Raw genomic sequence first — 14,148 nt, 5'->3', positions numbered from 1 at the left:
CCTCCGGTGACGCAAATTGTGGGGCTCCAGCAGGAGTTTTGCCACCCCTAATGTGGCAAATATTTATGATTCTTGCGGTGGGATAGTCGATCGCTTCGACCTTGGTCGAAAAGCGCTGACAAAGTTGACCAGGTTGCGGCGAGATATCGTCGTAGGCGAAGGACAGCCTCGCGCTTATGAGGGACAACTGATCGCCAATAAGAAGACGGGCGACCGTACTATCGGTCGCCCGTCGGCGTCATCCTTTACGGGGCTTTTATCTTGAGCCCTTGCCGCTTCAGCCCTTGGGTTTGGCCGGCGTACGGGTCCGTGGACGCGCCGTGGCGCTCTTTTCCAGGTGTTCGATGACCAGGCCGGCGATGTCCTTGCCGGTGGCGCTCTCGATGCCCTGCAGGCCGGGCGAGGAGTTCACCTCCATCACCACGGGGCCATGGTTGGAGCGCAGCAGGTCGACACCGGCCACGCGCAGCCCCATGGACTTGGCCGCGCGGATGGCGGTGGAGCGTTCTTCCGGGGTGATACGGATGACGCTGGCGCTGCCGCCGCGGTGCAGGTTGGAGCGGAACTCGCCTTCGGCCGCCTGGCGCTTCATCGCTGCCACCACCTTGTCGCCGATGACGAAGCAGCGGATGTCGGCGCCCTTGGCTTCCTTGATGTACTCCTGAACCATGATGTTGGCCTTCATGCCCATGAACGCCTGGATCACCGATTCCGCCGCCTGGTTGGTCTCGGCCAGCACCACGCCGATACCCTGGGTGCCTTCCAGCAGCTTGATCACCAGCGGGGCGCCCTTGACCATGGTGATCAGGTCCGGGATGTCATCGGGGGAGTGGGCGAAGCCGGTCACCGGCAGGCCGATGCCCTTGCGAGACAGCAGCTGCAGTGAGCGCAGCTTGTCGCGGGAGCGGGTGATGCCGACGCTGTCGTTGAGCACGGTGACGTTCATCATCTCGAACTGACGCAGCACGGCGCAGCCGTAGAAGGTGACCGAGGAGCCGATGCGCGGGATGACGGCGTCGAAGGGCTCGAGTTCCTCACCCTTGTAGTGAATCGACGGATGGTGAGAAGCGATGCTCATGTAGCAGCGCAGCGTATCGACCACCCGGGCCGTATGGCCGCGTTGTTCGGCGGCTTCCACCAGGCGACGAGTGGAGTAGAGATTGCGGTTGCGGGACAGCAGCGCGATATGCATGTGCGAGTCTCCAGGTCAGGGGCGGTGGATCCGTCAGGGTTCGCCGTGCAGAAAGGTGGCGCCGGGCGCCACCAGCAGGCGGCGCAGTGCGCGGCGACCGAGAAGCATGGGGTGGCGCATGTTGCGCCGGTCGGTCAGGGATAGCTCGACGGGAAATTCCAGATCCCCCATCTGCATCTGGGTGCGAATAAAGTAGCGCCACTCGGCCTGGCCGTTGGAGCTGGTGACCTTGCGCCGATCATGCAGGTGCATACGGTACTGGTGTGACGGACTGTCGGGGCCGCCGGCACGGGTGACGAAGCTGACCCACAGGATCTCGTCCTCCTCGAAGGACTCGATCTCCTCGGCGTGCAGCGCCGAGGTGCGAGCGCCGGTGTCCACCTTGGCACACAGATGCAGGTGCATCTGCGGCAGGATCACCATCTCGCGGCGACCGACGACGGCCTGAGCCTGAAAGGGCAGGTCCTTCATGTCTTCTCCTTGTCGCGGGATGCTGCTTGTTATTCAGGCGACGTCCGTTGTCGAACTGTCAGTGGCAACGAACGTCACACGGGCAAGCGAATCAATGACCGCCTGTGCCCTTGACCGCCGCCAGTCGGCGAGCGGTGGCGGAGTCCTTCGGGGCCTGACGCAGCGTCATCAGTACCGGCAGACGCAGCCGGGGGATCTGCGCCAGGTCCCTCGCAACGGCCAGGAAGTCGGCCCCGTCGCATTCGGCGACCCGCTCCAGAAACAGCGGCAGGCGCTCGGCGTGCTCCAGGTGTTGCCAGCCCCGTGCGGCGATTGCCGCGAGGGTGTCCGGGCCGCAGGCATCGCTATCGGCCAGCAAGGCGTCGAACCAGTCACCGGCCAGGCTGTCGGGCGCGTTGCCCACGGCGCGTACACAGGCGCAGAAGGTCTCGATGTCGCCCTGGCTGGCGGCCTGTTCGCCGCGCTGACGCAGCGCCTCCGCAAGCTCTGCTGATAGTGCTACATGTTCCAGACAGTAGCATAGCGATGTCAGCACTTCGCTGTGCAGCTGCGGGATAGCGGCCACCAGCGAGGCCTCAGTCTCGGGAGTGAGACGCGCCACATGGTCGGCCAGCCCCTGCAGGCCCAGCGCCTGCCAGTCGTGGCCACCCTGGCCCGACAGGAAGGCTTCGACCGGCTCAAGGTGCTCGCTGGCGGGACGCTCCAGATCGGCGCTGGCTCGAGCGTGCAGCATCGCCTGAAAGGTCAGGGAAGGGGTGAAGGCCAGCGGGTTGTCCTTCATCAGATTGTCGATCTCGCCGCCGTCGGACTGCTCCAGCGCTTCTGCGCTGCGTCCCAGGGTGGACAGCAGGCGCTCGAGGAAGGCGTCCCGCTGGGCGGCATCCAGAAGGCCCTGTTCGTCCACCGGCAGCGCCAGGAACCAGATCAGCGGGTCGCTCATGTCACCCAGGCGAAACACCAGCGCCAGGCGGGCACGACCCTGCCAGGGTTCCGGCCAGGGGACCTGGCCGCTCTCGAAGTCTGCCAGGGTCTCGAGCGCGCAGGGGTGCACACGCCGTCCCATATGATAGAGACGCACCTCGGCACCGGTCAGGGTGAAAAAGTCGTGAAGACGATGGATCGCTTGCATGGCCCCTCCGAAAGATCAGCGTGCACTCTATCGCGCCGCTCGAGGAGTGTCAGCCGTCCACGGCGGAAATTTGTGCATCCCTCGCACTGAATTTGCTGCACCGCTGGTGAATTTTTGATCAAGCGCCGCGAAAGAGCGTCAGAAGCGGCCCGGCGTCATCTGTCAAAGGGTTATCCACAGGGACATTCAGCGCTTCTGTGAATGAATGATGGTGGGGATAAGTCGATGTTGTGACAGTCAGCCGACGGCGGTCGGCGGTTGCTCCCGGGAAGGGCGATCGCAATAGCAGGAGGCTATGGTTCACCCTGGGATTTTTCACTGCGTCTGCTATCGATTTGGAATATAATGCAGTTCGTTTATTCCAAATCATGCTGAGCCATCGAGCAGCCCAGGGTTGAAGTGGCGATGGATGCCTCCACCTGTCACCCTCCCGGGCCATGCCGCACTGGCCGCCCCAATCGTTTTCAAGGAGCCGTCCATGGTTCGTCATCTGGCTGTTTCTCTTGCCGCCGCAGGTGCCATCGGTCTCGCTGCCGGTGCCCACGCCGACACCCTGAAAGTCGGCATGTCCGGTGGTTACTTTCCCTTTACCTTCGTCGAGCAGGACACCCTCAAGGGCTTCGAGGTCGACGTGATGGAAGCGGTGGCCGAAGAGATGGGCACCGAGGTGGAGTTCGTCACCGCCAACTTCTCAGGGTTGTTCGGCATGCTCGAGTCCGGGCGCATCGACACCATTGCCAACCAGATCACCATCACCGAGGAGCGTGAGCAGAAGTACCTGTTCACCTCGCCCTATGTGTATGACGGTGCTCAGGTGGTGACCAAGGAAGGTAATGACGAGGTCTCCGGGGTCGAGGATCTGGCGGGCAAGACCGTGGCCGTCAACCTGGGCTCCAACTACGAGCAGTTGCTGCGCGAGCTGCCCTACGCCGACGAGATCGATATCCGCACCTATGAGAGCAACATCGAGCAGGACACCGCGCTGGGTCGTGTCGATGCCTTCGTCATGGATCGCGTCAGCGCCACCCAGGTGATCAAGGAAAAGCCGCTGCCGCTGGCGCTGGCCGGCAAGCCGTTCTCCGAGATTCGCAATGCGCTGCCGTTCCGCCAGGACGACCAGGAACTGCGCGACGAGGTCGACCTGGCGCTGGACACCCTGCGTGAAGATGGCACCTTGAGCGAGATCTCCGAGCGCTGGTTCGATGCCGATATCACCACGCCCTGAGCGGTGATCGACTCTCCATGAGCATTCTCGACCTCGACTACATGGTTGGGCTGGTGCCCATACTGCTCAGCTACCTTCCCCTGACCCTGGGGATGGCGCTGGCCGGTATGGCGCTGGCTCTGGTGCTGGCCTGTGGCCTGGCGGTGATCCGGGTACTCAAGATCCCGGTTCTCAACGGCCTGACGCTGTGGTTCATCTCGTTCTTTCGCGGCACGCCGCTGTTGGTGCAGCTGTTCCTGTTCTACTACGGGCTGCCCCAGGTGCTGTCGTTTCTGACCACCATCGATGGCATCACCGCCACCATCATGGGGCTGACGCTGCACTTCTCGGCCTATATGGCGGAGTCGATCCGCGCCGCCATCGTCGGCGTGGATCGCAGCCAGACCGAGGCGGCCCTGTCCATTGGCATGACCAACGGCCAGTTGATGCGCCGGATCGTGCTGCCCCAGGCCACTCGCATCGCGGTGCCGACGTTGATGAACTACTTCATCGACATGATCAAGGCCACCTCGCTGGCGTTCACCCTGGGCGTCACCGAGCTGATGGGGGCGACCCAGAAAGAGGCCGCCGGCAGCTTCCTGTACTTCGAGGCCTTCATCACCGTGGCGCTGATCTACTGGGCCATCGTCGAGGCGCTGGCCTGGCTGCAGCGGCGCCTGGAATCCCGACTCAACGAGGCCTATCGTCGATGATCAAGCTAGAGCGACTGACCAAGCGCTTCGGTGATACCACCGTGCTCGACGGTATCGACCTGGAGATCCAGCAGGGCGAGATCATCGTGGTGATCGGCCCCTCCGGGACCGGCAAGTCGACGTTGCTGCGCTGTCTCAACTTTCTCGAGCAGCCCGACGGTGGCCGCCTGACGCTGGGCCCGCTGAATCTGGACCTGACCCAGGCCAGCAAGTCCGAGATCCTGGCTGCCCGTCGTCACACGGCCTTCGTGTTCCAGAACTACGCGCTGTTTGCCAACAAGACGGCGCTTGAGAACATCGCCGAGGGCCTCATCGTGGTCAACCGCTGGCCCAGGGCCAAGGCCCACCAGCGAGCGCGTGAGATCCTCGAGCGCATCGGCATGTCGGACAAGGCGGACGCCTATCCGGCGTCGCTGTCCGGGGGCCAGCAGCAGCGGGTGGGGATAGGCCGCGCCATGGCCGCCCAGGCCGAGGTGATCCTGTTCGACGAACCCACCTCATCGCTGGATCCCGAGTGGGTCGACGAGGTGCTGGCGTTGATGAAGCAGTTGGCGCGTGAACGCCAGACCATGCTGGTGGTCACCCACGAAATGGCCTTTGCCCGTGACGTGGCCGACCGGGTGGTGTTCATGGAGGGCGGGCGCATCGTCGAGCAGGGGCCTCCCTCGGAACTGTTCCATGCACCGCAGGACCCGCGTACCCGAGACTTCCTGCGCAAGGTGCTGCCCGCCGCCGAGCCCCTGTAGGCCGAGTCGCTCATCCAGCCGGCGAGATCCTCGTTCGAGAAAGTCTGCACGTCGAGGCGTGCCCTTCGAGGTGCCGCATTTGCAGCGGATCCTCAGGCGGCGCGTCTTGCTACCGGGCTGGCCCTCGCTGGTCCGGCACGCGACAATGACGTGCACCAAGCCCATTTTCAAAGCGGAGGCATCATGCCCACCGAACCTTCCGTCCACGACGCCCTGGGCGCGGCCCTGCGCGAGCTCGAGGCGACCATGAAGGCCGCCAACATGTGGCGTATGGACAAGCCGGAGGCCGCCGCCTTCAACAGTCGGCAGCCGTTCTGCATCGATACCATGTCGCTGCCCCAGTGGCTGCGCTTCGTGTTTATCGCCAGGCTCGATACCCTGGTCGAACAGCGTGCACCCCTGCCCGCCAGTTGCGATGTGGCCCCGGCGGTGGACGCCTACCTGATCCAGGAAGGCGCGCGCGCCCAGGACCGGATGCTGTTGCAGAAGGTTGTCGAGGATATCGACCGGCTGATCACCGAGAACTGAATCGCCGGTAACGGAAGAAGTCCCCAGCGAGGAGAAGGCGATGCCCTGGTACTTTGCCTATGGCAGCAACATGAACATCGAGCGTGTCGCCGCGCGCATCGGCGAGACCCGGCGTGTGCTGGCCGGCAGCCTGGAAGGCTACGCGCTGTGCTTCAACAAGGCCTCCCGGGTGCCGGGCATTGCCCACGCCAATGTGGTGCCGGCGCCAGGCGATCGGGTCGAGGGCGCGCTGTTCGAACTCCTCGAACCCGAGCAGATCCGGCAGATGGATCCCTTCGAAGGTTACCCGCACGAGTACGACCGTCATCGTCTGCCGGTGATCACCGAACAAGGGCCGATCGAGGCCTGGGTCTATATCGCCGGCGCCGAACGCCAGGGGGATGGCCTGCGGCCCGCCCGCGAGTACCTTGAGCACCTGCTGGCCGGTCGTGACTTCCTCAGCGAGGGCTACCACCAGGCGCTGGCGGCGGTAGAGGCCGTCGAGCACCTCGATGATGCCACTCTGGGGAGGTTGGGGCTGTCACGTTATCATCCCCGCTAAGGCTTGTACGAAAAGTGCCTGCGCTCGGTAATACAGCGTTAAAAATCGCGTCAAAATGCTCATTTACATCTCGTAAACTGCGCTTTCTTACCGATTTTTGCCTTGTCTAACCATCGCTCGCCGGCTTTTCGTACTAAGCCTAGGCCTCTGCTTGCCCTGTTACCGCAGCCCCTCCCTCGAGAATTGCAGTGGCAACTGCCACGCGAGCGACCACAGAAGCCATCTTGTGACGGTGACAGCACAGCCCCTCGCTCGAGAATTGCAGTGGCAACTGCCACGCGAACGACCACAGAAGCCATCTGGTGACGGTGACAGCACAGCGCCCGCTCCTGCCAGGCAGGAGCGGGCGCTGCGTGTTAGCGGTCGAGCCCTGGATCAGAAGCGGTAGCTGATACCGGCCATGATCACGTAGGGGTCCACCTCGATCTCGCCGATGTCCTCGCCGTTGAGGTCGACGTCGCTGTCGATATCCAGATACCACACCGCCATGTTGGCCGCCCAGTGGTCGTCGATGACCAGGTCGAGGCCCGCCTGGCCGGCCCAGCCCCAGGACTCTTCCAGATCGAGATCGTCCCCGGTATCGATGTCCTCGTCGGAGAAGTGGGTGTAGTTGACCCCCAGGCCGACGTAGGGCTGCACCCGCGCCTCGGTGCCACCGAAGGGGTAGTACTGCACGGTCAGAGTCGGCGGCAGGTGCTCGACGCTGGCACCGATATCGGTGCCACCTACGTTCAGGTCGACGTCGTGCTCGAAGGGCTCGGCGGCCAGCAGTTCGACGCCGAACTTGTCGTGGAAGCGATAGCCCAGGGTGAAGGCGAAACCATTGTCGTCATGGACGTCGGTGTCCATGTCGCCACCCAACAGCGAGCCGTTGTCGGAGTCGGGCTTGACCTTCGCCACCCCGATGCGGGTGTAGATGTCGCCCTTGCCGTAGGCGGCAAAGGCCTGGCTGCTGGCGAAGGCGCTGCCGGCGATGGCGGCGACCAGGGCGGTGGTGATCAGGGGATGGCGCATGGTGTTCTCCTTGCGTACTGGCAAAAGTGGGCGAGCCGGTCGGCGAGCCATTCGGCGAGCCCGATTGCCAAGCAGTGTATGCCGCATCGAGAACGTGGTTATTGATCTACCTCAATACCTCCTTTGGTCGACATAAATGAACCGGCAACGCACCAAAAAAGGCGCCTGGCAAAGCCAGACGCCTTCGATGCTGCGGTTGGAATGCGGCGCGATCGAGCTGACCGCTTAACCGCTTATTTCAAGATCGCGCAAGCGCTTAGAAACGATAGGTGACGCCGGCACCGATGGTCATCGGATCGATCTCGGCCTCGCCGACATCGTGGCCGTCGACCTCGATATCTGAATCGACATCGGCGTAGCGGGCGTAGGTGCCGACCAGCAGGTTGTCGGTGACGCTGAGGTCGAGACCCACCTGGGCTGCGGCGCCGTAGGAGCTATCGAGGTCGGCGTTGAAGCTCTCGTCGGAGAAGTGGGTGTAGTTCATGCCCACGCCAACGTAGGGGTGGACGCGAGCGTTTTCCACGCCGCCCAGCGGGTAGTAGTTGAGCATCAGGTTGACCGGGGTACGGTCGACGCTGCCCACATTACCGCCGTTGACCGCGATATCGTGCTCCATGGCCTCGGAGCCGTTGAGCTCGACACCGAACTTGTCGTGGAACAGGTAGCCGGCGCCGTAGGCAAAGCCGTTCTCTTCGGAGACATCGAGATCCTGGTTGGCGATATCGCCGTTATCCGAGGTGGGATCGGCCTTCTCGAAGCCACCGCGCACGTAGATGTCACCTGCCTGATAGGCCAGGGCAGACTGGGCGGCGAAGGTGGTGGTAGCGAGCAGGGCTGCGGTGCCCATCAGTCGAGTCATGTTCATGCGGGACCTCCTTGATGATCCGATGGCATCCTTCCGAGGGAAGTAACCTTGTACGCTTCGCAGTTTACGAACAGTGTTTCTAAATGTCTTGTAGAAATATTTAATTGGCCAGATAGCAGTAACTAGCCAGAATTTATGGAACTAAATCAACTTGGGCGGGTAGGTAATGTAAATACTGTACAATTTTTTTGCACATTGTGGCGTAGACGTCGATGCGCGCTTGTGCACTGCATAAACGCTCGCCGTCCGGCGATAAATCGTCTTCACTGTGGGAGAAGACTCCGGAGGAGAGTGCGGGATGGTGGCCAGACGAAGGCGTGAGAGGTTGCTCGGCATGTCGACGCTGCCCTGGGGCGGGGCGGCACTGGTGCTCGCACTGACCGCTGTGTTGGCGGTGTGGCTGCTGCTGGAACCCTGGCTGATTCGTGACCTCCCGACGCCGGCGAGGCTGGCCATGGTAGTACTGGGGGTGTGGGCGCTGGGCGGGGGGTTGTCCATGCCGCTGCACTTCTCCGCGGTACCCGGCTGGTGGCGCCTGGCGGGGGCCATGCCCTGGTATCCGCTGGCGCTGGTCAGCTTTATCGTGCTGCTGCTGTGTCGCTACGTCGGCCTGTTTTGAACGGGGCTGATGTGCACGGCTAAGGTGGGCAGGGCGGTTCGACCGTGTCTGAGAGTTGAGCGGGGATGTGTCCCGTAACGAAGAAGGCCGCCCGAGGGCGGCCTTCTTGCGTGGCAGACGATCACTGACGATCAGGCGTCTTCCAGGGTGTCGAACTGCTCGGTGATCTCCTTGCTCGGCTCGGCGGTCATCAAGCTCACCACCACGATGGCGATGTAGGCGAAGATCACGCCGGGCACGATCTCGTAAAGATCGAACAGGCCGCCGGACATCTCGGCCCAGGCCACCACGGTGATACCACCGACCACGATACCGGCCAGCGCGCCCCACTGGTTCATGCGACGCCAGTACAGCGACATGATCAGCGCAGGACCGAAGGCGGCGCCGAAACCGGCCCAGGCGTAGGACACCAGTCCCAGTACCGTGGAGTCCGGGTTCATCGCCAGCAGGTAGGCGATGACGGCGATGCCGATGACCGCAAAGCGGCCGACCCAGACCAGCTCGGACTGGCTGGCGTCGGGGCGGAACAGCGCCTTGTAGAAGTCATCGGTCAGGGCAGAGGACGACACCAGCAGCTGGGAGTCGGCGGTGGACATGACCGCGGCCAGGATGGCGGCGAGCAGCACACCGGCGACCAGCGGATGGAAGATGGCGTTGACCATGACCATGAAGATGGTCTCGCCGTCACCCAGGTCGCGGGTCATGTAGACGAGGCCCAGCAGACCGACCGCCATGGCGCAGACCAGGCACAGGCCCGACCAGGTCACGGCGATGCGACGGGCGGCGGGGATGTCGGCTTCGGAGCGGATGGCCGCGAAACGCGCCAGGATGTGCGGCTGGCCGAAGTAGCCAAGGCCCCAGGCCAGCGAACTGATGATGCCGATGGCGGTCAGGGTTTCACCGGTGGACGCATCGACGAACCAGCTCAGCATGTCGGGGTTCTCGGCCAGGATCTGCTGGCCACTGCCGCTGAAGCCACCCAGTTCGGTCAGGGCGATGACCGGCACGACCAGCAGCGCCGCCGCCATCATCAGACCCTGGATCAGGTCGGTCCAGGAGACCGCCAGGAAGCCGCCAAAGAAGGTATAGGAGATGATGGCCAGCGTACCGACGGTCACCGCGATGGTGTAGTCGAAGCCGAATACCGTCTCGAACAGCTTGCCGCCAGCAACCAGGCCGGAGCTGGTGTAGAACAGGAAGAACAGCAGGATGAAGACCGCCGAGATCACCCGCAACAGCGGTGCCTTCTCGCGAAAGCGCTTGGCGAAGAAGTCCGGCAGGGTCAGGGCGTCATTGGCCTTGAAGGTGTAGACGCGCATGCGCCGGGCGACGATCAGCCAGTTGAGCCAGGTGCCGATCAACAGGCCCACGGCGATCCAGGAGGCCGACAGACCGCTGACGTAGGCCGCACCGGGCAGACCCAGCAGCAGCCAGCCCGACATGTCCGAGGCGCCGGCAGATATCGCCGACGTCCAGGGGCCAAGCGAGCGGCCACCAAGGATATAGTCGGACAGATTGGTGGTGCGCTTGTAAGCAATGATACCGATGACCAGCATCAATATCAGATACAGCGCGAACGTGATGCCAATGGTGGCGTTGTTTTCGACCATGGGAGCGTTCCTTGTGGTTTTTGTCGTGGGTGGTTGGCGTTCTCAAGTCACCGGCTCTGTGTCGAGCGCGATGATCTCCCCGTGTGGGCGCGGTCGTCACGCGCGTCCCTGCGATCCGGCGCTCCCCTCGGGGTAGTGGGTGAGCGCCGGTTGCCGACGGTGCGCCGACCGTCGGGTGAGTGCGTTGGACCAGCAGGCCAGGGCCTGACTTACTCGTCCCCTAGCGCCAGCAGCGAGGCGTTGCCGCCGAGTGCCGCCGTGTTGTTGGTCACCGTCTTCTCGGTGGCGAAACGCAACAGGTAGTTGGGGCCGCCGGCCTTGGGGCCGGTGCCGGACAGCCCCTGACCGCCGAAGGGTTGAACGCCTACGACAGCACCAATGATATTGCGGTTGATGTAGACGTTGCCAACGCGCACTTTCCGCGCTATTTCATCGGCAAAGGATTCGTTGCGGCTGTGCACGCCGAAGGTCAGGCCATAACCACGCGCGTTGATCGAGGCGATCACCTTGTCGAGCTCGTTGGACTTCCAGCGCACCACGTGCAGCACCGGGCCGAACTGTTCACGCTCGAGCGCATCGATACCATCGATGGTGAAGGCCGCCGGGGCGACAAAGGTGCCTTCACTGGTGTGCTCGGGCTTCAGCGGCGTTTCGCTGATCAGACGTCCTTCACCCTTCAGCCGATCGATATGCGCCTGCAGGTTCTTGCGCGCGTCCTCGTCGATCACCGGGCCTACGTCGGTGCCGAGGTCGCGTGGGTCACCCACGTGGAGTTCGGCCATGGCGCCGTCGAGGATCTGTAGCACACGGTCGGCGACGTCGTCCTGCAGGTAGAGCACCCGCAAGGCCGAGCAGCGCTGTCCGGCGCTCTGGAAGGCCGAGTGGATGACGTCGGCGACGACCTGCTCGGGCAGGGCGGTGGAGTCGACGATCATCGCGTTCATGCCGCCGGTCTCGGCCACCAGTGTCGGCAGTGGCGCATTCTCACGCTCTGCCAGGGCGCGGTTGATGATCTGGGCGGTATCGGTACCGCCGGTGAAGACCACCCCGGTGATCCGCGAATCGCCGGTCAGCACGCTGCCCACGGTGGGGCCGTCGCCGGGCAGCAGCTGGACCACTTCACGGGGCATGCCGGCCTGGTACAGCAGCTCGACCACCCGGTGGGCAACGATCGACGTCTGCTCGGCGGGCTTGGCCAGCACGGTATTGCCGGCCACCGCGGTGGCGACCATCTGGCCGCAGAAGATTGCCACCGGGAAGTTCCACGGGCTGATCGCGGCGAACACCCCCTTGCCGCCCATGTGCAGACGATTGGACTCGCCGGTGGGGCCGGGCAGCTCGGTGGGCTCACCGAAGATCTCCTCGGCGCGCACCGCATAGTAGCGACAGAAGTCCACCGCTTCGCGGATCTCGTCGACGCCGTCGGTCAACAGCTTGCCACCTTCACGCGAGCACAGCGCCATCAGCTCCGCCAGGTGCTCTTCCATCAGGTCGGCGAAGCGCCTCAGGATGTCGGCGCGCTCCTTGACCGGGGTGACCTCCCATGCCGGGAAGGCAGCCCAGGCCGCGTCCACCGCCCGCTCGGTCTGTTCGCGGGTGGTCCACTGCACGCTACCGACCACCTGGCGACGGTCGTAAGGACTGGTGACTTCGTGGGTCTGGGCGGGGTCCTCGGCGACCTCGAAGGCCAGCAGCGGACGCGCCTGGTAGCGGGTATCCATGTGCTTGCCCATGGCTTCCATCAGCGGCTGGTACTGGCTGTTGATGGTCAGGTTGACGCCGCGGGAGTTGGGGCGGTGCTCGCCATAGATGTCGCGAGGCAGCGGAATCTGGGGATTGGACAGGCTGTCGAACTGTCGCAGTGTCTCGATGGGATGGACGCACAGCGACTCCACCGGCACCTTGGGGTCCACCAGCTGATGCACGAAGGAGGAGTTGGCACCGTTCTCGAGCAGTCGGCGAACCAGGTAGGGCAGCAGGTCCTTGTGGGCGCCCACTGGGGCGTAGATACGGCAGTAGGTGCCTTCAGGTGCACGCTTTAGTGCGGCATCGTAGAGTGCCTCGCCCATGCCGTGCAGGCGCTGGAACTCGAAGGCTCGGCTGGTGTGGTTGGCCTGCTCGAGGATGGTGGTGATGGTATGGGCGTTATGGGTGGCGAACTGCGGGAAGATGCGACCCTTGGTGGCATCGGACAGCAGGAAGCGCGCGCAGGCCAGGTAGGCCACATCGGTGGATGCCTTGCGGGTGAACACCGGATAGCCGTCGACGCCGAGCTGCTGGGACTCCTTGATCTCGGTGTCCCAGTAGGCGCCCTTGACCAGACGCAACGGGATCTCGTCACCCTGGAAGTCGGCCAGACGGTTGAGGTAGTGCAGCACCGGCAGGGCGCGCTTGGAGTAGGCCTGCACCACCAGACCGAAGTGGCCCCAGCCGCGGCAGATGTCGCTCTCGTAGACGGCGCGGAAGACCTCCAGCGACAACTCCAGGCGGTCGACCTCCTCGGCGTCGATGGTCACCGCCACGTCATTGTCCCGGGCCAGCTTGGCCAGCTCCTTGACGCTGCCCACCAGCTCCTCGAGGACCTGTTCGCGGCGGCCAAACTCGTAGCGCGGGTGCAGCGCGGACAGCTTGATTGAGATCGACGGTGCCGGCGTCCTGTCACCCAGGTTGCGGCTGGTCTTGCCGACCTGGCGGATGGCGGTGGCGTAGTCGTCGAAGTAGCGGCCGGCATCACGCCGGGTACGGGCGGCCTCGCCCAGCATGTCGTAGGAGTAGGTATAGCCCTTGTCGAACAGCGGCTTGGAGCGCTTGAGCGCTTCGTCTATATCACGCCCCAGCACGAACTGCTTGCCCATCACCTTCATGGCTTCGACCATGGCCCGGCGAATGACCGGCTCGCCCATGCGGTTGACCATCTTGTTGATGAAACCGCTGGGCTTGCCATCCTTGGGCTTGTCCAGGCTCACCACCCGGCCGGTCATCAGAAGGCCCCAGGTGGAGGCGTTGACCATCCAGGACTCGCTCTTGCCGAGGTGGGCCTTCCAGTCGGCCGGGCCCAGTCGATCTTCGATCAGTGCATCGGCGGTGGCCTTGTCGGGGATGCGCAGCATCGCCTCGGCCAGACACATCAGCATCAAGCCTTCGTGGGTATCCAGGCTGTACTGCTGCAGCAGCTCGTCGATGGTATCGACGGCGGTGTCCATCTCGCGCACTTCGCGCACGAGAGAAGCCGTCTTGTCGGCGACGCGCTCGATGTGCTCGTCCTTGCCATCGATCAGCTTGATCAATTCACTTACGAAGGCGTTTTCTTCGACCACGTAGTGATCGCTGATGCGCGCAAAGAGTGTATCCAGATCCTGCTGCCAGGTGGAGTTGTCGAGCATATTGTTGGCGTTGAGCATGTCAGTCCCCAAATGGTGAACCGCCGCGGGCGGAGAAAGGGCTTGCCGCAAAGTCGATCGCGGACGTGCAGTCGCGCAATCCGGGCATGTTGGCAAGACTAGGTTGCATGCCTCT

Annotated in this window: 13 protein-coding genes; 6 read left to right on the top strand and 7 right to left on the bottom strand. The window is 63.6% G+C overall.

The features are described from left to right. Positions 1-277: 277 nt before the first annotated feature. The 3 genes from rimK to KUV74_RS14695 all read right to left on the bottom strand — a co-directional run bounded on the left by rimK (position 278) and on the right by KUV74_RS14695 (position 2,792). Positions 278-1,192, bottom strand: a complete 915-nt coding sequence (rimK, locus tag KUV74_RS14705) for a 30S ribosomal protein S6--L-glutamate ligase (protein ID WP_045995123.1) — start codon at positions 1,190-1,192, stop codon at positions 278-280. A gap of 33 nt (positions 1,193-1,225) precedes the next feature. Next, the gene (locus KUV74_RS14700) at positions 1,226-1,663 is read right to left on the bottom strand and encodes an ATP-dependent zinc protease (RefSeq protein ID WP_045995124.1); all 438 of its coding nucleotides are present in this window, start codon (positions 1,661-1,663) and stop codon (positions 1,226-1,228) included. A gap of 91 nt (positions 1,664-1,754) precedes the next feature. After that, the gene (locus KUV74_RS14695) at positions 1,755-2,792 is read right to left on the bottom strand and encodes a DUF3549 family protein (RefSeq protein WP_045995125.1); all 1,038 of its coding nucleotides are present in this window, start codon (positions 2,790-2,792) and stop codon (positions 1,755-1,757) included. 478 nt (positions 2,793-3,270) lie between these two features. Between KUV74_RS14695 and KUV74_RS14690 the strand changes: the two genes are divergently transcribed. The 5 genes from KUV74_RS14690 to KUV74_RS14670 all read left to right on the top strand — a co-directional run bounded on the left by KUV74_RS14690 (position 3,271) and on the right by KUV74_RS14670 (position 6,524). Continuing rightward, complete coding sequence (locus KUV74_RS14690) at positions 3,271-4,017, top strand: amino acid ABC transporter substrate-binding protein (protein ID WP_222516701.1); 747 nt, start codon at positions 3,271-3,273, stop codon at positions 4,015-4,017. Positions 4,018-4,034: 17 nt separating this feature from the next. Next, the gene (locus tag KUV74_RS14685) at positions 4,035-4,709 is read left to right on the top strand and encodes an amino acid ABC transporter permease (protein WP_045995127.1); all 675 of its coding nucleotides are present in this window, start codon (positions 4,035-4,037) and stop codon (positions 4,707-4,709) included. Then, positions 4,706-5,455 carry an amino acid ABC transporter ATP-binding protein gene (locus KUV74_RS14680; RefSeq protein ID WP_108450180.1) on the top strand — a complete coding sequence of 250 codons (750 nt, stop codon included), beginning with the start codon at positions 4,706-4,708 and terminating at the stop codon, positions 5,453-5,455. Before KUV74_RS14685 ends, KUV74_RS14680 begins: the two co-directional genes overlap by 4 nt. Before the next feature lie 183 nt (positions 5,456-5,638). Then, positions 5,639-5,983, top strand: a complete 345-nt coding sequence (locus KUV74_RS14675; protein ID WP_108133007.1) for a YqcC family protein — start codon at positions 5,639-5,641, stop codon at positions 5,981-5,983. A 40-nt stretch (positions 5,984-6,023) separates the two neighbouring features. Beyond that, positions 6,024-6,524 (top strand): gamma-glutamylcyclotransferase family protein, encoded by a 501-nt coding sequence (locus KUV74_RS14670; RefSeq protein WP_222516700.1) that lies wholly within the window; start codon positions 6,024-6,026, stop codon positions 6,522-6,524. A 375-nt stretch (positions 6,525-6,899) separates the two neighbouring features. On the opposite strand, the gene KUV74_RS14665 is transcribed toward KUV74_RS14670, so the two are convergent. Then, the gene (locus tag KUV74_RS14665; protein WP_222516699.1) at positions 6,900-7,538 is read right to left on the bottom strand and encodes an OmpW/AlkL family protein; all 639 of its coding nucleotides are present in this window, start codon (positions 7,536-7,538) and stop codon (positions 6,900-6,902) included. Between the two features lie 256 nt (positions 7,539-7,794). Continuing rightward, positions 7,795-8,403 (bottom strand): OmpW/AlkL family protein, encoded by a 609-nt coding sequence (locus KUV74_RS14660; RefSeq protein WP_108450177.1) that lies wholly within the window; start codon positions 8,401-8,403, stop codon positions 7,795-7,797. A 298-nt stretch (positions 8,404-8,701) separates the two neighbouring features. Between KUV74_RS14660 and KUV74_RS14655 the strand changes: the two genes are divergently transcribed. Further along, a complete protein-coding gene (locus KUV74_RS14655) occupies positions 8,702-9,022 on the top strand; it encodes a hypothetical protein (protein WP_222516698.1) in 321 nt (106 codons plus the stop codon). Positions 9,023-9,153: 131 nt separating this feature from the next. On the opposite strand, the gene putP is transcribed toward KUV74_RS14655, so the two are convergent. Then, positions 9,154-10,632: a sodium/proline symporter PutP gene (gene putP / locus KUV74_RS14650; RefSeq protein WP_045994400.1), complete on the bottom strand. Its 1,479-nt coding sequence runs from the start codon at positions 10,630-10,632 to the stop codon at positions 9,154-9,156. A 209-nt stretch (positions 10,633-10,841) separates the two neighbouring features. Continuing rightward, on the bottom strand, positions 10,842-14,033 hold the full coding sequence (gene putA / locus KUV74_RS14645) for a bifunctional proline dehydrogenase/L-glutamate gamma-semialdehyde dehydrogenase PutA (RefSeq protein ID WP_108133002.1): 3,192 nt from the start codon (positions 14,031-14,033) through the stop codon (positions 10,842-10,844). Positions 14,034-14,148: the final 115 nt, after the last annotated feature.

It is taken from the genome of Halomonas sp. DP1Y21-3, from assembly GCF_019801245.1.
GTDB lineage: Bacteria > Pseudomonadota > Gammaproteobacteria > Pseudomonadales > Halomonadaceae > Halomonas > Halomonas litopenaei.
The sequence above is the reverse complement of the archived record's forward strand: the minus strand, read 5'-3'. Positions and strand labels throughout refer to the sequence as shown.